General features: G+C 37.0%; 22 protein-coding genes and 2 pseudogenes. 20 read left to right on the top strand and 4 right to left on the bottom strand.

Annotated features, from left to right (window positions below; all coding sequences use genetic code 11):
• The first annotated feature begins 32 nt into the window (after nucleotides 1-32).
• The 5 genes from HRJ06_RS12585 to HRJ06_RS12565 all read left to right on the top strand — a co-directional run bounded on the left by HRJ06_RS12585 (nucleotide 33) and on the right by HRJ06_RS12565 (nucleotide 4,101).
• Nucleotides 33-1,493: a SulP family inorganic anion transporter gene (locus HRJ06_RS12585; protein WP_174733278.1), complete on the top strand. Its 1,461-nt coding sequence runs from the start codon at nucleotides 33-35 to the stop codon at nucleotides 1,491-1,493.
• A 57-nt stretch (nucleotides 1,494-1,550) separates the two neighbouring features.
• Nucleotides 1,551-1,967, top strand: coding sequence for a universal stress protein (locus HRJ06_RS12580; protein WP_174733277.1), 417 nt, complete (start codon nucleotides 1,551-1,553; stop codon nucleotides 1,965-1,967).
• Nucleotides 1,968-2,363: 396 nt separating this feature from the next.
• The gene (locus HRJ06_RS12575) at nucleotides 2,364-2,702 is read left to right on the top strand and encodes a LytS/YhcK type 5TM receptor domain-containing protein (protein ID WP_174733276.1); all 339 of its coding nucleotides are present in this window, start codon (nucleotides 2,364-2,366) and stop codon (nucleotides 2,700-2,702) included.
• A gap of 10 nt (nucleotides 2,703-2,712) precedes the next feature.
• Entirely contained in the window at nucleotides 2,713-3,612 is a 900-nt protein-coding gene (locus HRJ06_RS12570; RefSeq protein ID WP_174733275.1) for a sensor histidine kinase, read from the top strand.
• A gap of 102 nt (nucleotides 3,613-3,714) precedes the next feature.
• Nucleotides 3,715-4,101 carry a hypothetical protein gene (locus HRJ06_RS12565; protein WP_174733274.1) on the top strand — a complete coding sequence of 129 codons (387 nt, stop codon included), beginning with the start codon at nucleotides 3,715-3,717 and terminating at the stop codon, nucleotides 4,099-4,101.
• 153 nt (nucleotides 4,102-4,254) lie between these two features.
• Here the strand turns inward: HRJ06_RS12565 and HRJ06_RS12560 are convergent.
• Both HRJ06_RS12560 and HRJ06_RS12555 read right to left on the bottom strand, forming a co-directional pair.
• Nucleotides 4,255-5,085, bottom strand: a pseudogene (locus HRJ06_RS12560) (MBL fold metallo-hydrolase).
• A 68-nt stretch (nucleotides 5,086-5,153) separates the two neighbouring features.
• Nucleotides 5,154-5,693: a DUF4865 family protein gene (locus HRJ06_RS12555; RefSeq protein WP_174733273.1), complete on the bottom strand. Its 540-nt coding sequence runs from the start codon at nucleotides 5,691-5,693 to the stop codon at nucleotides 5,154-5,156.
• A 266-nt stretch (nucleotides 5,694-5,959) separates the two neighbouring features.
• On the opposite strand from HRJ06_RS12555, the gene HRJ06_RS12550 reads away from it, so the two are divergent.
• A complete protein-coding gene (locus HRJ06_RS12550) occupies nucleotides 5,960-6,406 on the top strand; it encodes a hypothetical protein (protein WP_174733272.1) in 447 nt (148 codons plus the stop codon).
• Between the two features lie 574 nt (nucleotides 6,407-6,980).
• Here HRJ06_RS12550 and mscL read toward each other — a convergent pair.
• Nucleotides 6,981-7,424: pseudogene (mscL, locus tag HRJ06_RS12545) on the bottom strand (large conductance mechanosensitive channel protein MscL); the annotation flags it as partial.
• 334 nt (nucleotides 7,425-7,758) lie between these two features.
• Between mscL and HRJ06_RS12540 the strand changes: the two are divergent.
• From HRJ06_RS12540 to HRJ06_RS12485, 12 genes are all read left to right on the top strand, one after another.
• Nucleotides 7,759-8,478 (top strand): GntR family transcriptional regulator, encoded by a 720-nt coding sequence (locus HRJ06_RS12540; protein WP_174733270.1) that lies wholly within the window; start codon nucleotides 7,759-7,761, stop codon nucleotides 8,476-8,478.
• Nucleotides 8,479-8,687: 209 nt separating this feature from the next.
• Nucleotides 8,688-9,773 (top strand): ABC transporter substrate-binding protein, encoded by a 1,086-nt coding sequence (locus HRJ06_RS12535; RefSeq protein WP_174733269.1) that lies wholly within the window; start codon nucleotides 8,688-8,690, stop codon nucleotides 9,771-9,773.
• A 15-nt stretch (nucleotides 9,774-9,788) separates the two neighbouring features.
• The gene (locus tag HRJ06_RS12530) at nucleotides 9,789-10,865 is read left to right on the top strand and encodes an ABC transporter ATP-binding protein (RefSeq protein ID WP_174733268.1); all 1,077 of its coding nucleotides are present in this window, start codon (nucleotides 9,789-9,791) and stop codon (nucleotides 10,863-10,865) included.
• Between the two features lie 8 nt (nucleotides 10,866-10,873).
• Nucleotides 10,874-11,791, top strand: coding sequence for an ABC transporter permease (locus tag HRJ06_RS12525; RefSeq protein WP_174733267.1), 918 nt, complete (start codon nucleotides 10,874-10,876; stop codon nucleotides 11,789-11,791).
• Nucleotides 11,788-12,588: an ABC transporter permease gene (locus tag HRJ06_RS12520; protein WP_174733266.1), complete on the top strand. Its 801-nt coding sequence runs from the start codon at nucleotides 11,788-11,790 to the stop codon at nucleotides 12,586-12,588. The genes HRJ06_RS12525 and HRJ06_RS12520 overlap by 4 nt, the downstream gene beginning before the upstream one ends.
• 15 nt (nucleotides 12,589-12,603) lie before the next feature.
• The gene (locus tag HRJ06_RS12515; protein ID WP_174733265.1) at nucleotides 12,604-12,927 is read left to right on the top strand and encodes a (2Fe-2S)-binding protein; all 324 of its coding nucleotides are present in this window, start codon (nucleotides 12,604-12,606) and stop codon (nucleotides 12,925-12,927) included.
• Nucleotides 12,917-13,996: an NAD(P)/FAD-dependent oxidoreductase gene (locus HRJ06_RS12510; RefSeq protein WP_174733264.1), complete on the top strand. Its 1,080-nt coding sequence runs from the start codon at nucleotides 12,917-12,919 to the stop codon at nucleotides 13,994-13,996. The genes HRJ06_RS12515 and HRJ06_RS12510 overlap by 11 nt, the downstream gene beginning before the upstream one ends.
• A gap of 33 nt (nucleotides 13,997-14,029) precedes the next feature.
• Complete coding sequence (locus tag HRJ06_RS12505) at nucleotides 14,030-14,359, top strand: (2Fe-2S)-binding protein (RefSeq protein ID WP_174733375.1); 330 nt, start codon at nucleotides 14,030-14,032, stop codon at nucleotides 14,357-14,359.
• The gene (locus tag HRJ06_RS12500; RefSeq protein ID WP_174733263.1) at nucleotides 14,360-15,433 is read left to right on the top strand and encodes an FAD-dependent oxidoreductase; all 1,074 of its coding nucleotides are present in this window, start codon (nucleotides 14,360-14,362) and stop codon (nucleotides 15,431-15,433) included.
• Nucleotides 15,434-15,607: 174 nt separating this feature from the next.
• Nucleotides 15,608-15,943 carry a DUF1904 family protein gene (locus tag HRJ06_RS12495; protein WP_174733262.1) on the top strand — a complete coding sequence of 112 codons (336 nt, stop codon included), beginning with the start codon at nucleotides 15,608-15,610 and terminating at the stop codon, nucleotides 15,941-15,943.
• A gap of 594 nt (nucleotides 15,944-16,537) precedes the next feature.
• Nucleotides 16,538-17,635, top strand: a complete 1,098-nt coding sequence (locus HRJ06_RS12490; protein ID WP_174733374.1) for a threonine aldolase family protein — start codon at nucleotides 16,538-16,540, stop codon at nucleotides 17,633-17,635.
• A 58-nt stretch (nucleotides 17,636-17,693) separates the two neighbouring features.
• Entirely contained in the window at nucleotides 17,694-18,257 is a 564-nt protein-coding gene (locus tag HRJ06_RS12485; protein WP_338421089.1) for a flavoprotein, read from the top strand.
• Between the two features lie 93 nt (nucleotides 18,258-18,350).
• On the opposite strand, the gene HRJ06_RS12480 is transcribed toward HRJ06_RS12485, so the two are convergent.
• Entirely contained in the window at nucleotides 18,351-19,043 is a 693-nt protein-coding gene (locus tag HRJ06_RS12480; protein ID WP_174733260.1) for a hypothetical protein, read from the bottom strand.
• A 105-nt stretch (nucleotides 19,044-19,148) separates the two neighbouring features.
• Here HRJ06_RS12480 and HRJ06_RS12475 point away from each other — a divergent pair, with 105 nt between their 5' ends.
• Complete coding sequence (locus HRJ06_RS12475) at nucleotides 19,149-19,919, top strand: GNAT family N-acetyltransferase (RefSeq protein ID WP_174733259.1); 771 nt, start codon at nucleotides 19,149-19,151, stop codon at nucleotides 19,917-19,919.
• 20 nt (nucleotides 19,920-19,939) lie between these two features.
• Nucleotides 19,940-20,488 (top strand): GNAT family N-acetyltransferase, encoded by a 549-nt coding sequence (locus HRJ06_RS12470; protein WP_174733258.1) that lies wholly within the window; start codon nucleotides 19,940-19,942, stop codon nucleotides 20,486-20,488.
• Nucleotides 20,489-20,928: the final 440 nt, after the last annotated feature.

The raw sequence follows: 20,928 nt of genomic DNA, 5'->3' as shown, positions 1-20,928 counted from the left end.
ATATAAAAAATGAAGGATAAAGAGGTGCTACATTGAATTTACAATCAATTAAGCAAGAGTGGTTTGGAAATGTGAGGGGGGATGTCCTAGCAGGAATAGTTGTAGCACTTGCTCTTATTCCTGAGGCCATTGCGTTCTCTATTATTGCAGGGGTGGACCCTATGGTAGGGCTATATGCCTCTTTTTGTATGTCAGTCGTAATCGCATTTGTTGGGGGGCGGCCTGGTATGATCTCGGCTGCAACTGGTGCGATGGCTTTATTAATGATCACGCTAATTGCGGATCACGGCTTGCAATATTTATTGGCAGCAACCGTGTTAACAGGGATTTTACAAATATTATTTGGTGTATTTAAATTAGCTAGAGTAATGAAGTTTATTCCTAGGTCAGTAATGGTAGGTTTCGTTAATGCGTTAGCGATTCTGATTTTCACGTCACAGTTTCAGCATTTTGTTGGAGCAACGTGGGTGATGTATGCTTTAGTGGCATTAACGTTAGCGATCATTTACTTGCTTCCAAAAGTGTCAACGGCCGTTCCATCGACGCTGGTTGCGATTATAGTCGTTACTGCAATTGTTATATTCGGGAAAATAGGTGTAAACACAGTTGGAGATCTTGGTTCTCTTACCCAAAGTCTGCCCGTATTCTTAATCCCATCAATTCCATTAACCTTTGAAACGTTAATGATCATTTTTCCTTATTCCTTGGCACTAGCGATTGTCGGTTTGTTGGAATCACTACTTACAGCCAACATTGTAGATGATATGACAGATACAGAGAGTGACAAGAACAAGGAGAGCCGTGGACAAGGATATGCGAATGTTGTAACAGGTTTCTTCGGCGGAATGGCTGGCTGTGCCATGATTGGTCAATCAGTAATTAACGTAAAATCAGGCGGCTCTGGGCGTTTATCATCTCTGGTAGCCGGTACATTCCTTATGTTTTTAATTATCGTGTTAGGCGGGATTGTTGTCCAAATTCCAATGGCAGCTTTAGCAGGTGTCATGATCATGGTATCCATTGGTACATTTGATTGGGGATCGATTAAAACCATTCACTTGATCCCAAGAACAGATGCAATTGTTATGGTTGTTACAGTTGCGACAGTGGTATTTACCCATGACTTATCAAAAGGCGTATTAGCTGGTGTTACATTAAGTGCCATTTTCTTTGCATCGAAAATCTCGAAGATCCATGTTGAAGAAAGTTTGGCTAAAAATGGACTCCAGAAGATTTATAAACTACAAGGTCAAATTTTCTTTGCTTCAGTTAGTGATCTTCCGCAGAAATTTAACTTTAAAGAAGATATTCGTGAAGTAGTGATTGACCTAACAGATGCACATTTGTGGGATGATTCAGCAGTTGGCGCTTTAGATAAAATAGAAACAAAATTTGAACAGAACAATATAGAGGTCTCATATAGAGGCTTAAACAATGCCAGTCAGCAGCTAAAAAAACGAATTGGCGGTTTATCGAAGGCTTCAGGACATTAACGCCGACTCTTTTATAAAATTATTTTAGAATTAAATATGATTATTAGGGGTGTTGGGTTGTATAAAAAGGTTCTTCTAGCAGCAGACGGTTCTGAGCATTCATTGCGTGCAGCAGAACAAGCAAAAACACTTATAAGCGGAAATAAAGGATTCATAGATATCATTTTTGTTGTCAGTGGCGCGGCATCAAAAGAGGATGTTCTTCATCATGCGAGTAAGGAAGAAATTAACGCAAGCAGAAAAGAAAGTTTGAAAGAGATTGAAATGAACTTTCAAAACAGTGATACGGATTATCAGATTCATATTTTACACGGTGAGCCAGGGCCAACCATCGTTGATTTTGCTAATAAAAATGACTACGATTGCGTTGTACTTGGAAGTCGCGGGCTTAATCAAGTTCAGAGCCTCGTACTTGGAAGTGTAAGTCATAAAGTGGCAAAACGAGTTGAATCTCCTGTGATGATCGTAAAGTAAAGTCTATTAATATAACAGTAGAGTTAATCTCAAGAAGTGGTCTAATTCACTAATGAATTGGGCTGCTTCTTTTTTTATGGCGGAATCTCTTGTTCTATCTTTTACAAAAGCTCTTTGCTAAAGATTGTTGTTTTTACATGAGTTATGAAAACTAAATTTGATTGGAGCGGAAGATGCGAGACTCCTCAAAATTCCAAATTAAGCTATAGCATAATTTCGTGCGATGTGAATTTACGGTTGCTTTCCTTGTGCTTAAATGTTTTATTTACTGGTACTACACTAACGCGATTTCCTAGTTTTTCATTTACTTGCAGGAATGCTAAAGATTTTTGTCGAATTACATTAGGCGGTAAAGAGATCCTTTAATGAATCATGATGACAAGGAGGGAAGAGAGGATGCATGATTATATAGAAACATTATTATTGAATATGCTTTTTCTGGTTATTTTTTTATTATTTATTCCACATTTAACAGAGATCCATTTAAAGAACTTACCCAGCAGCCGAAAAGTGATAATCAAATTTACTTCTGTATTAGCCGGAATGGTAGCTTGCATGTCTTTTCCTTTCGCACTTGGTGATGAGATCATTATGGATTTACGAACAGTTGCAATAATGGTTGGCGGGTTGTATCTTGGCAGAAAAGCTAGTGTGCTCCTAATTGCTATTTTTATAATCATTCGTATAAATTTAGGGGGAAATAGGAAGTGGGGCGTATGCCTCAGTTATCGCTAGTGGAGTTATTTTGATTGTATTACTTTCGCTTGCAGACATTTTTGATAAGGCGACGAAACAAAACAGAATTATCATAGCGTGTAGCTTTTCATTGTTTATAAGTACGCTAGTTTTTTTAATTCGAGCTATTCTTTTTGATCATCTTATCGGTTCTGATTTTATGGTGGTAACAGCTTTTTTCTTAATTCATTTCCTCAGTACTTTTTTCATTGTTTATTTTTATGAAATGTTAAACGAAGCCCTTACTATTAATAAGCAAATCATAAAAGCTGAAAAATTAGAGGTAGTTTGTCATCTTGCCTCAAGTATTTCCCATGAAGTAAGGAACCCTTTGACTGTTGTAAAAGGTTTTTTACAAATGTTAAATGAAAAGGAATTTGAAGAGGATAAGAGAAAGAAATTTATCGATTTATCTCTTCAGGAAATAGATAGAGCAAATGATATTATTGGGAGTTATTTAACATTTGCAAAGCCAGTCCAACAAGAACCTGCAATAATAGATTTAAAACAAGAATTAGATCGGTCTATTACTGTTATAACCCCGTTGGCCAACATGAACAGCGTCGAAATTCAAACTAGAATAGAACATTGTTACATAAAAGGAGACCCCCTGCTTTTACAGCAATGTTTCCTGAATATTATCAAGAACTCTATAGAGGCAATGCCTAATGGCGGAACCCTTTGCATTAATACAGAGAATATAAATGGTCAAGTATTAATTGAAATAACTGATGATGGGGAGGGAATGATGGATGAACAGCTGAGACGGTTAGGAGAACCTTTTTTTACTACTAAAGGACGAGAAGGAACGGGCCTTGGTATGATGGCAGTTATAAAAATCATTGATATGATGAACGGAAAGCTCGATGTTAGCAGTAATAAAAAGGAAGGTACACAGTTCCGTATCTAGCTTCCCTGTTCAAAAGAGCATCATATCCTTCAACCAGAAGAATTGCTCTTAAAGTAAAGAGAGAATTCACAGATTTCCTTATCAAATTAAGGTGGAGAAGTTTTGAAAAAATTAAATCTTTTACTTTTATGTGGGATTCTTTTGGTACTAGTAGCTGGCTGTGTTGCAGATGGAGATAAAATGACTGCCACAGACGTCTTGAAACAAAATAAAGATGCAGACATTATACAGTATGATGGCTTTATTTTTAGCAATGTGACAAGCTTAAAATGGTTTGAGGATAGCAAGGAGAACGATTTATTTTCTAAAAAGTACTTTTTAGGTAATATAAAAAAACAGACAACTAACAGCTGGCTGTTTAGTGACCTGAGCGCAAGCAAGTTACCAGAAGGAACTAAGGTTTATGCTGCAGATGACAAAGGCAGAGGGATGTTATTTGTGGAATACGAAGGGGAGGAATTATATTATCTGCAGCTTCTTGAAGGTTAGCATAGCTGAATTCCTTCATATGCACGAATTAAAGTAAGCTTGAATAGAAGAAGGGTGATAGCCGAGTTTGAATAATAAAAGTCGATATAGTTTAAACCATTGTTAAAATACCATCTTAGTCAGCAAATCGGCAGTTTAGATTAATTTATTGTTTTAAACCGACAATGATTTTTTTATATGTTCTTGAATAATCGACTTTATAATGTGCAAAGAGTCCCATTCGCCTGATGAAAAAAAGGTGATGGGATATTTTTTGGGGAAAAGGGTGTTACTAATTTGACTTGGTTGCAATCCATCATCGTAGAGCCTGATAACTTTCCCTTGGAGTTCTAGCAAATTATCTAGCTTTCTTAGTAAAGCAGCACGCCCGTCCTCTATTTAGCCAGCATGGCAGCAAAACACATCCTCAAAATCATAGGTTAATACCTTCTTTAAGGATTCAATAATGGTTGGAATACTCTCTTCACGTAAAACGACCTTTATCCTTTCCTGGCAATACAAATCACCTGTGAAAAGTTGACCGGTTTCGCGATTTAAAAATGACAAATGATCGATAGCATGACCAGGTGTTTCAATAACATCCCATGTTGCATGGCGGGATGAAAAAGTCGTCCCAATTGGCTCCGCATGAAAAGGGCTGCGTTTCCCCCAAAATAATTTTCGATACAACGGATAATCTGGCTTCTTTTTACAATAATCAAGCATAATATCATTCATATAAATAGGTAGCTGAAGCTCTTTATGTACAAAGCTTGCACAGCCTGTATGATCTTCGTGATAATGCGTAATGACCACTTGATCGATATCATGGTATTTAAAAAATGATTTAAATTCCTTTTCTAATGATTTTGCCCCCGTATCAATTAAAACGCCATCCACGACGAAACAATGAACATTTAATTTTACCCCTTGAAATGCTACTGTACCTTTTCCCATTTGAACTGAATTTATTGTCTTCTCTTTGAAACTCTTCTTTAATAACATAAAATGAAACCTCCTTATAACCTTCCCTATGTAAAATTTTAGCACAAAGTGAATGGCTATTCATTCTTTTAATGTGATACATGTAATATGGTATAGATGCTTCCATTCATATCGTTTAGATTGCTTAAATCGTTTAGAAAGTAAAATACATCGTACACCCATTTGTCTGGGTTATAAATAAGTATATATTCTGTGTTTTCAATAGTTGGAATAACTTCTTTTAGTTGATCTCTCAAGTTATTTAGACTTTGTTGTGGTTGAATTTCTCCTGTCATTTGATATAGATATTTACTCTTTATAATTTGAGATGTAGTTGTATCAATAAGTGGAATTCCTACATTTACTCGCTGCCATCCAAATGAGTGGATTATATTGTCGTAAAACCCATTAAATAAAAACTCATTAAGACCGTTGCTATCTTTCCACAAATATAGCGGGCAATAAGAATTTTGGAAATTGTAGTCTATTCCCTTTTCTGTTACTAAATAGAATTTAAACTTTAGATCTTCAAATCCATCTGTTTTATAACCATTCTCTCTTACTCTTTCTTTGATTATATTCATATCATAATCGCCTGGTAAGATAATCTTATATTGAGCAGCTATCATATAATTTTGCCCTCCTTAACATGAATGTGGAAAATTAAGCATTTACCTAATTAATACACTGATAGGGATTAATCGAAAGGTCATATAGAAATAGGTAAGCTATCAAGAAATTAAAGATTTTATATAAAAAGAAGGATAACTCAAGATCCTGTGTATAAATGGACCGGACAAGGTTATTTTAAACATAATAACCCAAATAGGTTTTTGTCGAATTTTTTTCATCCTTTAAAGTTTGAAGAAAAATTCGGAAAGGGAGTATATCCTTTATGTGGTTTCCATATGCAAGTATAGGGATTTCCCTATTGATATTGTTTTTTATGCCAAAAAAACTGTCATTTAAAGAGATGTATTTTAGTGCCGGGATTATTGGTTTTGGTACCTGGTATGGCGATACGTTAGTTGGAGATGTTTTTAAAGCGTTTCAAATCGGGCCAACTCCTCATACTACATTGATTGACCATATTTTTGTTACAATAGTACCTCTAGCAATTGGACTAATATACCTCAATTTTTTGACTGGAAATAAGTCTTTTCTATACAAGTATTTATGGGTTGTAGCTGCTTTTATATGTGAATGGGGAGCTGTCGCATCGGGTTACATGACAAACAAGGGTTGGAAAACGTGGTATTCGATACCTGTATTTATTTCCGTATTTATTTTCTTTTTACCTTGGCATCTTAAACTTATGAGAAAAGAACATGGGAAAACTTAGCGAGTTTTCAAAACAATTATTTTACAAAGAAAAAGGCAGTTTCTGATAAAAATAATATTACAATTATTTATTTTCTTTCAGGTAGAGTATTTACTTGCCTCAAGTCAAAGGGAAAGACAATGGTTGACTTGGGAAGTCCTTTATCTCTTAGGTTCGCTCCTAAAGAGTAGGACAGAGCTTGAGGGCATTGTTAATCATTGGTTTATACAGCGTCGCAAAGTACAGCAGCCTTACCACGAACCATTTTTATGAGGCACATCCTGTGGTCGGCTTCTTTTGTCAGTTTACTTATTACCCATATGATTAGAAAGCACATACAATCCAACAATATTGGTGGGTACAGGAATCAGGATCTCATCATCAGTATGGGCAAAGATAGGCATGATATGAGTCTTCTTCTTCTGGAAACAAATGGATGGTGCCTGTCACCATCTAAGTATTCCCTTTCCTATTTGAAGTTGATTCTTACTCCCGAAACATGTTTATTTTCCAGCAAGGCTGGCTTTTCGGGCGTTTCTTCGACTGGTTCTTTTTGTTTTTTCATTTTTTCTTCCTCAGTTCCTTCTTCTTTAGATTCGGTAACTAGGACGGAGGTGCATTTTGGACATCTTAAAGCTCTCGTAGGGATACTAATAAAGCAATAAGGGCATTCTTTCGATGAAATAGCTTCTACTGGAGCCTTTTTAATCCGGTTAATTTGCAAAATGGTAAAATACGCAGCAAACGTCACGATCGCAAAATGAATAATCGAATCGATGAACATTCCATAGTTAACCGTTACTGCACCTGCTTCTTTCGCTTCAATCAAGGAGCGATAGTGAGTCCCGGATAAAGTAATATATAAATTCGAAAAATCAACCCTTCCGAGGACTAGTCCAACTGGTGGCATGACAATATCCGTTACGAGAGATTCCACTACTTTGAGAAAAGCAGTACCAACAATTACCCCGATAGCCATGTCAACAACCGTACCGCGGACAGCAAACTCCCTAAAGTTCTTCAGGAAAAACTTAAACATCTTCCTCACCTCTTAGACAACCTATATACCTTAGCCTATTACAAGCTCTATTAAAATATTAATAAAATAATTCAATCACAATACCGTTAGTGAGACTTTCATTTGGCTAGTTGGGTTCGAGGGGAAAATGATGTGTGACAAATAAGAAGAATTGGAAACCGCTGTCTGTCTAACTCTAGTAAATTACTTCTCCTTTCAGAGACTAAAAAGAAATGATAAGTTATTTTATATGTCTCTTTAAATATTATAAATTTTCTAAACATATTGACAATTCGGATTTATAAAGTTAAATTATTAATTATAAAGTTATAACATTACATTGAGGGAGATACAAATGTATATAGATAAAAGATTAGATATTCCTCTTTATCGACAAGTAGAAAAGACTTTGGAAGAAAAAATTATTTCCGGCCTTTGGGAAGTGGGTAGCCAGCTGCCAACCGAACAAGAATTATCCGATCTATTTGGAGTAAGCACCATAACAGTAAAAAGAGCTGTGATTGAACTAGTAAATAAAGGATATTTATTTCGCCAAAGAGGAAAGGGAACGTTTGTTTCGGGGGCGGCAAAAGAGCATGATATCAATTCTGTTATTTCTTTAACAACTGACTCGGATGAAATGCACCCTCACAAATTGATTCACTTTTCATATGCGGTGGCTGGAAGAGATATTGCAGAAAAGATGAGGATCCAGCCTGAAGCTGAGATAATTAGGCTAGAACGGCTAAAAATAGAAAATAATGAACCTCTAGCGCTTGAATATACATATCTGCCTGCCGAAAAATGTCCAGGGCTTGTACCAAACGATATCAATAATGAACTTATCTATAATATTCTTAAAAACAAATTTCTTATTTCTTTAGGGAGAGCAAAAGCATTTATTAAACCGTATATTGTCTTAGATGAACAAGCAGAATTGCTTCAAATTGCAAAAGGAACCCCTGTTTTTGAATGGGAAAGATTTACTTATACAAAACAAGAAGACATCATAGAATATTCTAAGTTTTATATTCGGCAAGATAAAGAGACTTATTATACCGAAGTCCATTTTTAAATCCAATATTCGAAAACGGACTCTTAATTTTTATTAATATTATAAAGTTATAATATTATATTTTATAAATAATTAACTGAATATTGTTAATTATTTAATAAAAATAGATAAATCTTAAATGAAGGGGGGGGGTATGACTGCTATTCTTTCACCTAGACTTGCTTTTTATGGCCAGGTTTGAAACTTAAATTGACGAGGGGGAAAAGAGAATGAAAAGAAAATTATCTCTTATTGCATTAATCTGTTTATTACTTGGAATAGCGTCAGGATGCAGCAGTCAGAGTGGAAGTTCCGCAGATGAAGGATCAGATAAAGAAAATGGAAAAACCTTAGTATTAGCGGCTTATGGTGGTAGTTATGAACAAAAAATGAAGGATGTACTAATACCAAAATTTGAGAAAGAACACGGGGTTAAGGTTAAGTATATTACTGGAAGTTCAGTGGATACTTTGTCAAAACTTCAAGCACAAAAAGACAATCCTCAAATTGATGTTGCCTTTTTAGATGATGGGCCACAAGCACAGGCAAAAGCCTTTGGGTTACTTGCACCATTAGATGAGAATATTGTTACGAACTTGGACAATGTTTATGATATCGCTAAGGATAAAGATAATATCGGAGTTGGCTTCGGTATCATATCAACAGGATTAGCCTATAACAAAGAGACTTTCGAACAAAATGGTTGGGATCCTATCAATTCTTGGAACGACTTAGCAGACCCTAAATTTAAAGGAAAACTTGTATTACCTTCAATTGCAAATACGTATGGAGTACACTTGTTACTTATGACAGCAATTGCCAACGGAGGAAGTGAAGAAAATATTGAACCTGGTTTTGAGAAATTAAAGGAAATCGCGCAAAATGCGGTTACGTTTGATAAAACAGCAGACGTTTCCAACTATTTTCTTCAAGGCCAAACTGTAGCGAGCGCGTGGGGCAGCAGCAGAGTATTTACGCTGCAGGATACAGGTTTTCCAATTGAGTATGTAATACCTAAAGAAGGTGTTCCAGCACTAATGCCAACTGTGAGTGTAATAAAAGATGCACCCAATGCGGAACTTGCACAGGAATTTGTTAATTTTGTACTAGATGAAGAAGCGCAGAACCTATTTGCGAATTCCTTGTTTGACGGACCGGTAAATAAAAATGTCGAACTAGAAGGAGATATTGTAAATAAGGTCGTTTACGGTGAAGAAGAGATCGCTAAGCTTATAAAAGTAGATTGGGAAGTTGTTAACGCAAAAAGAGCTGAGTGGACAGAACGGGCAAATAAAGAAATTGAAGTAGCCCATTAAAGAAGAGGTGATAGGATGAGTTATTTAAGCCTTGAAAATGTGGTTAAGACATTTAACAAAACAGAAGTCGTAAAAAAACTAAGCCTTGAAATTCATAAGGGTGAGCTTGTTTCTTTCTTAGGCCCATCCGGCTGTGGAAAGACAACAACTTTAAATATGATTGCGGGATTTTTAGAAGTAGATGGCGGAAAAATCGAGGTGGACGGCAAACCCGTCCACCTGCTTCCTCCAAATAAAAGAGAAATGGGAATGGTCTTCCAGAACTATGCATTGTTTCCACATATGACGGTTTATGAAAATGTTGCATACGGGCTTAAATTGCGTAAAGTCGCCAAAAGCGAAATAAAGATTCGGGTGCAGGAAGCACTGGAAATGGTTAGATTATCTGGATATGAAAAACGTTATCCAAAAGAACTTTCAGGGGGGCAGCAACAGCGTGTTTCTTTGGCGAGAGCATTAGTTATTAAACCGAAGGTGCTTCTCCTTGATGAACCCTTAAGTAACCTGGACGCAAAACTACGACAAGAAATGCGTGAAGAAATCGTGGATATCCAGAAAAAAGTTGGGATTACAACGATTTTTGTTACTCATGACCAAGAGGAGGCACTTGCGATATCAGACCGGATTGCAGTTATGTACGAGGGCCGGATAGAACAGGTAGATACTCCAGCTGCAATATATAACTATCCCAAGACAGATTTTGTATCCCAATTTATCGGTGAGGTCAATCATATTCAAGGGAAGGTGCTTGAAGCCTATAGTGATAAAAGATGTAAAATGCACTTTTTTGGGAATGAACAAATAGTAGCAATCCAGTCAGTGAAGGATTCTGAAGTACACTTTTTTATAAGACCTGAAAAAGTTCAAATCTCCTTGGGTAAATCAAACGAAAGCAAGGAGGCCTTTCTATCAAAAGTTGAAAGGAAAATGTTTCTTGGGGCAAAGACAAGGTATATCCTAAGAGCTAATGATCAACATCTTGTCGCTGATATATCAAATACTGTGTTGAACCCTAATCAAATACAAGAGGGAAACAATGTTTACACATTTTGGAATCCAGAGGATTTATTGCCTTCTAGAATGGTGAGGTGAATGTAAGAATGCAAGTCGGAATCGGAACAGAAAATGATTTATTACTTAAACAGAAGAAAAAGAATTTAAAGAGGAAACGGATTGATACTTGGCTATTATTACTTCCAACTCTTGCTATCTTTATTTTTTTCTTCTTGCTTCCTTTGTTTTTCCTTTTTATTACAAGTTTTAAGACGTTTGATCCAAGCAGTGGTATTGGAAACGAGTGGACCCTTCAGAATTACATTAAGTTCATGTCAGATCCTTTTTACCTTGGAGTTGTTTGGAGAACAGTTAAGATCGCTCTCATAACCACATTAATAACTATCTTTATTTCTTATCCGGTTGCTTTTCAAATTTCAAAATCACGTGGAAGAGCGAGGAATTATTTCACCTTGCTTGTATTATCCCCTTTGCTAATAAGTATGGTTATCCGCTGTTATGGATGGGTTATCTTACTGTCAAATAACGGTGTTGTAAATAACACGCTCTTAAGCCTAGGTTGGATAGACGAGCCATTGACTTTACTTTATACAGAATTAAGTGTAGTCATTGGTATGGTACATGTTCTTTTTCCATACATGGTATTAAGCATTATGGGATCCCTAGAGAAGATTGATCCTTCTGTTATCAGAGCTTCACAAAATCTTGGAGCAAGCTCTTTTAGAACCTTTTTTTCTATCATGCTGCCGTTAACGTTACCTGGAGTCTTTGCTGGGTCTGTAATGGTATTTAGCTTAAGTGTAAGTTCTTTTGTTACACCAGCAATACTTGGCGGGCCACAAGTAAAAGTAATGTCCTATTTAACATATGAACAGGTGGCTGTAATGCTAAACTGGCCTTATGGAGGAGCAATTGGGTTCCTGTTAATCCTGATTGCAAGTATAACTATCATCGCATATAGCAAAATTCTTGCTAGGTCAGAAAAGGGGGTGGCAATTCAATGAAAAAGAAGCTGCCCAAATTATTATTTAATTCTGTTTGTCTATTAGTCTATACCTTTTTGTTGGCACCTATTGTTGTTGTATTGCTATCTTCGTTAACAACTACTGAATACATCGTTTTTCCGCCCAAAGGGCTGACACTTAGATGGTATACAGAGCTTGTTGATCATCCGGAATTTATGCAATCTTTCACTCTCAGCATTCTTGTAGCTTTTGGAACTGCATTTATTGCAACAGCAATCGGAACGTTGGCTTCCCTTGCAGTAGTTAGGCGTGAATTCAGAGGGAAAACAGCAATAGTCCAATTGGTCGGTTCACCATTATTAATACCTTCTGTTGTATTCGGAGTAGCTCTTTTACAGTTCTATTCATGGATAGGTTTAGCTGCTAGTCCTCTTGCTTTAGTACTGGGACATATTATTTTAACAGTGCCTTTTGTAATGCGCCTAGTGGTTGCCAGTTTAGTAGGATTTGATCGTTCAATAGAGCAAGCTGCCATGAATTTAGGGGCAGGGTCATGGAAGGTATTCTTTCAAATTACCCTTCCTATTATCAAATCAGGGGTTATAGCTGGTGCGATTTTTGCATTTATTACGTCATTCGATGACTTAACAGTGGCGTTATTTATTGTAAGCACCGACGTTGTCACACTTCCAGTAAGAATCTATACCTACATGCAGTACCAATACGATCCTATTATTACTTCGGTGTCAAGTATCATGATCCTCTTTACGGTTGCTCTTATGCTTGTCATCGAAAGAGTATTAGGTGTAGGAAAAGTGTTTTCTTCGAAAAACTAATAAGAGGTGTTTTTGATGCATATAGAGGACCACCCTGTTCTGGGAAAACAGCTCCAGGCACCTGTGAAATTTTACTTCAACGGTCAGGAATATAAAGCATATAAGCAGCAAACGGTTGCAGCAGCGTTAATTGCTAATGGTATAAAAAAATTTGGACTTAGCAGAAAGTTAGTCCAATCAAGAGGGCTTTTCTGCTCCCGTGGAAGGTGTTGCAGCTGCTATATGACTGTAAATGGAGAAGATCATGTACGCACCTGTATGACAAGGATAGATGAAGGAATGATCGTCTCTCCAAATTTAGAAGATCCAGTAATAAGGAGTGACCGGGATGGAGACTGAGGTTCTTATTATTGGAGGAGGACCGGCAGGGCTTACAGCCGCATTTGAAATGGCATCGAGAGGCTTAGAGGTAACGATTATCGATGAATCCTTTTCCCTGGGCGGCCAGCTTTGCCAGCAAACGCAGTTAATCAGAGCACTGCCTTCTGCTTATCAGCCTATGGCAGGATTTAAGTTGGCAAATAAATTAACAGAGCAGTTAAAAGACTTTTCCGTAAGATATTTGCTTGGCCACCGAGTCATTGGCTTATATGCAGATGGAAGTATTGGTGTTACTGATGAAAAAGATGTCTTTCCGGTAAAAGCAAAAAAAATTCTCGTTGCAACCGGTGCAGCTGAAAATGCAATTTCCTTTCCAAAATGGACGCTTCCAGGTGTCATAACAATTGGCGCAGCTCAAACACTAGTAAACCGTGATTTTGTGATGCCCGGTAAGGAAGCACTAATTGTGGGTTCAAGTGATTTTGCGTTGGATGTTGCTTACCAGCTTATGGAAGTTGGCGTGAATATTAAAGGGATAATTGAGAAAAGTGCTGTGGTTAATGCTAGGGATAAAGAAAAAGTGAACCAAGTAGAAAAAAAAGGCATACCTTTTTATTTTAATTCCTATGTAAAAGAAGCCAAAGGAAATGGCGAGGTGGAGGCTATTGATATTCAACTTCAGAATGGCATCCTAACGGAAACAGTTGATCTCGTCTGTATAGATGGAAGCAGGTCACCAATACTAGACTCGTTCTATCAGTTAGGGTGTTCCTTTGGTTATCAGGAAGTGCTTGGAGGCTGGATCCCACAATATAATAAGCATTTTCAAACAGACCAGAAGAATGTTTTTTTAGCCGGAAATGCTGCAGGGATAAGTAATCACGCTGCTTTGCTTTTGACAGGTATGATTTCAGGAATAAGTATATGTGAAGAATTAAAGGTGCTCAACAGGGATGCCTTTAAGGAATTAACACTTTCTTATTGGAGAGAACTAGAGAATTTAGAAAATAAGGATGCATGGCAAGCAAGAATTAGACATATAGAAAAATTTTCAGCTCCTTTGCTAAAAGATCAATTTATCTCTTAGGCTAAATAGATTAAAGACTAGAAGGTGAATATGTTGGATAAAACAACAATCATTTGTCGTTGTGAAGAAATCAGCTATGAGGAAATTGAAGAAGTCATCGATCAGGGGGCCAGAACCTTCGATGACGTGAAAAGATTGACACGCTGCGGGATGGGCCCATGCCAGGCGAAAATTTGCACGAATCTTGTGGCAAATATTATCCATGAACAAACTGGCAGACCCCTTCATAAGATACCCCTACCCCGGATGAGAATGCCATTATCCCCTATAAAGCTTGAAACGCTTACAACCGACAGCACATCTTTTTCTGCGGTGAAATCTGTTTTGGATGAGGTGGAATTAGAAGATGGGAAGGTGAGATAAGTGGAAACAAGCTATGAAACAATTGTAATCGGAGGGGGCGTAGTGGGTAACGGGATTGCCTATCACCTATCCGAAAGATACAAAGAAGGCGTGCTAGTGCTAGATAAAAAATATCCAATGTCGGGAACTTCCGGATCTACTCAGGCATGGGTGTGGGTACATAATAAAACTCCTTCCTGGTATGCTGAATTCAATATGTATAGTGCTGAACTTTATCCTTATTTATCAAAAAAGATCGGGGATGTTGAATACAAGCGGACTGGGGGGCTATCTCCTTTTTTTAATGAGAGTGATCGTGAGAAAGCAAAACAGCTTGCTGAATCATACCGAAAAATCGGTATAAAGATAAAGGTTTTATCAAGGGATGAAGTATTGAAAAAGGAACCATCCATCAACCCTGAAGTAGCAGGGGCAACCTATAGTTCTATCGATGGAAATGTTAATCCTTTCCGATTAATCGATATGTATATGAGAGCTGCGAAAAAAAACAGTGTACATTATTCTACCTACAATAAAGTCACAGCGATCCAAAAATATGAAGGAAAATATATTGTTGTTTCAGACATGGAAACATATGTGTGTAAGAACCTTATACTAGCTGGTGGAACCTGGACAAGAGAATTAGGGGGAATGTTGGGGATTAATATTCCGGTAAACCAATTAAGAGGGCAAATTCTTGTTTCGGAGCCATTAAAGCCATTCTTAAATTATACGATTAGCGGGCTAAGGCAGGCTAATAATGGCGAGGTTTTAATGGGATATTCGATGGAAAAAGCGGGTTTTAACCGCGCCACAACCCTCGATGTCATTCAGGAAACAGCCAACATGGCTGTCCACTATGTACCTTCATTAAGGAAGGCTAAAGTTGTCCGCGCTTTCTCAGGTATTCGCGCAATGCCTGAAGACGGATTTCCGATTCTTGGGAAGATACCGGGTTTTGAAAACCTCTTTGTTGCAGCTACACATAGTGGTGTAACCCTGTCTCCCCTAATTGGCACACTTATGACAGAACTTTTGGTAGATGGTGAAACGTCAATTCCAATAGACCGGTACTCTATTAGCAGATTCAATTAAATGGAACATTAACTTAGATTAAAATCTAATTAAAACCTACTTAGTTGGGTGTGACTAATTTAATACAGTATGTATGTTAGAGGACAAAAGTTACATTTTTTATAATCTGCTAAAGAAATTACATGTTTAGTTAATAGAACCGTGTAGAATTTTTAATTTTTCGGGGGTATTTGAATGCCGCATCTAGTTATCAGAGGTATTTCGGTTGAGCAGACCAAAACAATTTCTAATGCTTTAGTACAAAAACTATCTGACCTATGTGACTGTGAATTGGATAATTTCACTCTAGAGGTATTACAATCTACTTTTGTTTTTGACCAAAAGGAAGTCCCTGGATATCCATTTATAGAAGTAAAATGGTTTGATCGAGGTAAGGCTATTCAGGATCGATTTGCACAAATAATAACAATGCAAGTTCATTTACTGGGAATACCAGAAGTGGAAGTCGCTTTTACTGCCTATTCAGAGTCGAAATATTATTTAAATGAAAAGAGTTTTGCAGACTTTTAACAAACATTCAATAAATTCTTACCTACTAGCCTTTTTACGGGCTAGTTTTTTTATAAGTTCTCTCATGGGAATTATCGAATTCCAAATTAAAACTCTTATTTTCTAATATATTAAGTATTATTCTTAATTTACTGCTGAAACGATGCATGATTTGGTGGTTTGGGTATGAACGCATAACCACCAGAGGGGTCATTATTTATATCCGCATTTTTCTCAAGACTTACTCGATAGCTATACAGGTATAAGTTACAGATTAACAGGATTAAAAGGCTACTGGAGTGAGGGAAGATAGTCCTTTAGGAACTCAATGACATTGGAAAGTTCATCTGTGGTGTCTCTGGTACGAGAGACTTAAGCAGAAGTAATTGTGAATATAAGTTAGGTTGAGCTATTTCAAAATGTGCGGATGAAATAAAAGTGGTAATATTGATAGTGAACGAAGAAAATCTAGTACCTGAGAGCATCTATTTGTTTAAATAGCTTCAAGACTGAAGCAATATACGTAATTCCCGTAACGTAAAATTAGGTTGGTTAGATAAACAAGTAATAGAGTTTCACAATTACAAAGAAATTTGTGATAGGAGCCTGCGTGTGATGACCGAATCCAGTACATTAAGCAATACATATAACGAAACGAAATACCAATTGACTACCCATGGCAAGCGAAATATCCAAGTATTAAAAGAAGCCTTTCGGAAAATGGAAGGTGATTTAGATAGTGATATTTATGGAAAAGGGAAGGTTATTGAAGAATTCCAAGAAAAAATGGCTGCGTTGCTTGGAAAAGACCAAGCTGTATTTTTTCCTAGTGGGACGATGGCTGAACAGATTGCTTTGCGGATTTGGTGCGATGACAAAGGACTGCAAAAAGTTGCTTACCACCCGTTAAGCCATCTGGAGATTCATGAAGAAGACGGTCTGAAAGAATTACATAAGATTGAAACCGTATTGCTTGCTGACAAAAGCCGTGTAATAGAATTGGAAGATGTCGAGGGGATGGGAGAAGATATCGCTTGTCTTTTACTGGAATTGCCTCAGCGGGAAATAGGAGGGCAATTGCCAAGCTATGAAACGCTTGAACGGATTTCAAAATACTGCTCCGATAAAGGAATTAAGCTGCACCTTGAGGGAGCGCGGCTATTAGAGGTACTGCCTTATTACCAGAAGTCAGCTGCAGAAATATGCACGCTTTTTGATAGTGTCTATATCTCGTTATATAAAGGAATTGGCGGAATTGCTGGAGCGATCCTTGCCGGAGACCGACATTTCACCGAGAAATCTAAAGTTTGGAAAAGGCGGTACGGTGGAGACTTGATAAGTTTGTATCCATATATCCTCTCGGCGGATTATTATTATGAAATGAGATCTCACAAAATGCAACAGTATTACGAAGACGCACAAGAGCTCGCGAGCCACTTTAATGCGGTTCATACTATCACAACCGTACCATCGATTCCGGTATCTAATATGTTTCATGTCCATTTCCCTTATTCTTTAGTTCAAATGGAAAAGGTTCTAATTGAAGTCCATCTACAAACAGGAATAGGCATAACAGGAAATTTAAAAGAAATCGATTCAAACAGTTGTTACTTTGAAGCAAGCTTGGGCGATCTTTATAGAAAGATACCCAAAGATTCTTTAGCAAACGCTTTTGAATATCTTGATGATCGGATGAAAAGCCTTCTAAATTAATTAATAAAATTTTCAGCTTGGTTATTATCGTTAAATTAGCTGCTTTTAAAAACATGAGGTGAATGAATTGTCACGTCCTAAGAATATATTACTCGGTTTAACTGGTTCGATAAACTTGTTAAATATAAGTCCGTATATAACTTCCATACAGAACCATTTTGGATGTCGCATGCATATCATGATGACACCTTCTGCACAAACCTTTATTCCTGCTAGTACATTAATACATAGTATAGATGGTAGTGTATTTGTTGATCTAACTGAAAAATCGGGCTTTAAGATGCCACATGTTGAACTGACTCATTGGGCGGACGCTATTGTGATTTTACCTGCTTCCGCTAATACTATTGCGAAAACCGCACAAGGATTTGCCCAAGATATTGTTTCAGCGACATTGCTCGCGGCGGATACACCTACGATCTTTTTCCCAAGTATGTATGCAGGTATGTGGAGAAAGCCTAGTGTACAGCGAAATGTAGAAATGCTTCGAAAAGATGGAATCATGGTATATCCTTCTCAAAATCCATCACCAGAAATAATCCGAAGTGAGGCCTCAATCATCCAGGGAGGTTCTTTGCCGTCTCCCAATGAAGCATGTCGCTTTATAGCTGGTTATGTTTGATTTTTTAACCCGTAAAATTAGTTCTGGTAAGAGAAGATTTGTAGATGTTAAGGATTGTCTTTTCAGGATAATCCTTAATAGATTTACTTACAATTAATGAAGTTTACCTTTATTCTGAGGATCTTCGAACATACCGGCCACTTTTTCAATAGCATGTTCTGCCATTTCATTTGTTATCATAACGATGTCCGTATCATACTTTGCTTCTGTTGAAACCTCAAATTGAAGTTTCTCTGCGTAAGGAGCAGACTGATTCATCATAAAAGCAGAGGTGACTTCACAATAAACATCTCTAGCTTTTTCGGCTGTTAGTTTCCCTTTGACAATGTCATTCATTAAGTTTAGAGCAAGGATATTTGCTGCTTCCATATCACATCGTGAGGAGACTTCAGCTCTTGTCCTTTCAACGATTACACTTCCATCAAATTTTGCAAGTTCACTGAACATGTCTAGTGGTACGGAATAGTTAATAAAGTTCTCAATCACATCGGTATGTGGTTGTGGAAAATCATGTGGAATTTCGTCACGATAAACAATTGTTCTTTTCCACGGCCCATTGTTATACCAGATTAACCTGCTTTGAGTGGCTTCGTTTGGAGGGCCGTATTGTTCGATTGTATGCTTCGCTGCCTTTTTAGACATAGCATTCCAATCGTCAATAAAAGTCTGAGCTGTATTAATATTAACAACAGTTTTCGTCGTTTTTTCAGCTCCTCCAAAAGTCTGTGCCTTTAAATCACTCGCCATTGCAGTTACAGCAGTTTTTAATTTTTCTTCTTGTTCCATATTTGTCACACCTTTTGTTTTTTTCTTTTTAATGTTTGTAAAACTCTTCTAAACAATACAGTTGGACAAAAAAGAAGTGAGTGAATGAGAGGAGGTGATGAAAAAATGAAGCGTTTTTCCAAAGCAACCAGCCTGGTGGAAGAGGCCGAAAGTGAAACTTATCCCACTTTTACATACTCAGTCCTAGACGGTTATATCCCAGGCCGGGTTTATATGGATGAGTCTAAGCGGTCAGCTTTAATTGGAACTGAGACCGGAATTTTTGTTGTGGCTGGAGAACAAAACAACAGGGATTTTCATCATTCAGTTTTAGAAATTTATAAGGATAGGAAAAGGGAGAACAAGCGGTTTACTTTGTTCTCGCCATCTAAAGAATGGGATAAAATGATCCATAAAGTATTTGGTAACGAATTAAAGCAATTAAATCGTTTTCGTTTTCGTTTTAACCAGCTGAAATTTTCAGCACAAATAGGAGGAGGAGCCTCAAGCGAATCTAAAATACAACCTATAGATGAAAAGGTAATTTCTCAAAGCCAGGAATTTAACGAGCTTTATCTTAATGAGTATTGGGGTTCTGTATCCAATTTTATCGAGAATGGTTTTGGATTTTGTTTGCTTCATAATGAAACTATTGCTAGTGAGTGTATATCAATCTTTTCTTCAACTGAGTATGCAGAAATTGATATTGCAACTCTAACTAGATTCAGAGGTATGGGTTTCGGCCATATTGTAGCCAGAAAGTTCATTGAACATTGTATCGTCCGAAATGTAACACCTAAATGGGATTGTGATGTTAACAATTTTTCCTCGATAAAACTAGGTGAAGGATTAGGGTTTGAAAACCCAGTTAAATACTCAGTTTTTGTGATGAGCTAAAGGATTGAGAGGGTGTCCCTGTGAAAGTGAATGAAAAAGAATTTTACATAAATGATTTAAGGTATTGGATTCGGTCGGCAACCGAGCTAGATGCTAAAAACCTATCAGAGGTAAGATTGGAAATAGATGGAGAAACAGAAAATCTTGACCGGGAAAAGAGCGAGGCTTATATAGATGAAACCGGTTTTAAACAAATTATAAAAACTGACACACAAAGTAAGAATAACCTGTTTCTAGTTGCCGTAATAATTAATGGAAGAATTGTCGGGTTTTCTAGGTGTGAAGGGAATAACTTGAAAAGAACCTCTCATAGAGTAGAATTTGGAGTCTGCGTACTTAAAGACTTTTGGGGGTTCAGTATCGGAAAAAACCTTTTAAAAGAATCAATCGAATGGGCTGATGCTAACAACATTAAGAAAATAACCCTGAGTGTCCTCGAAACCAACCATAACGCAAAGAAACTCTATGAAAAATATGGCTTTCAAGTAGAAGGCATCTTAAAAAATGACAAAGTTCTATCTGATGGAAATTACTATAATACGATTTTAATGGGAAGGTTTAATGAATAAGATTTAACAATGTGCTTATAAAGATACAGCTGTGTATAAAATAAAAAAAATCATCCTCTACGGGATGACAGGTGGAGTTAAATTAAAAGCTCTTTCATTAAGAACCTTACTTGGATTTTCGGTAATTCAACTTTACAGTGTTTTGTTGTTCTTGCTGTTTTTTGCGCTCAGCATCTTTCTCGAACGCTTCCATAGCCTTACTGTATAGCCAAGTCATCGTGTTCACCTCCCTTTAACCTGTAGTTATTCATGTTATTCCCGCTGTGTTATTAGTAAAACCTGAATTATAAAACTTAATTATTTTCAGGGTAGATTTTTGAAAGCTAGGAAGGGAAGATTAATAGCTTATATAATAGTCTTGTTGGTCATTATTCAGTAATAGCCTGGAAGATTATCCAATTAATTAAGAAATTAAAAAAACAGGGAAACTCTATTCCCTG

Origin of the sequence: Mesobacillus harenae, from assembly GCF_013343715.1 — a bacterium.
Classification (GTDB): Bacteria; Bacillota; Bacilli; order Bacillales; family Cytobacillaceae; genus Mesobacillus_A; species Mesobacillus_A harenae.
The sequence above is the reverse complement of the archived record's forward strand: the minus strand, read 5'-3'. Positions and strand labels throughout refer to the sequence as shown.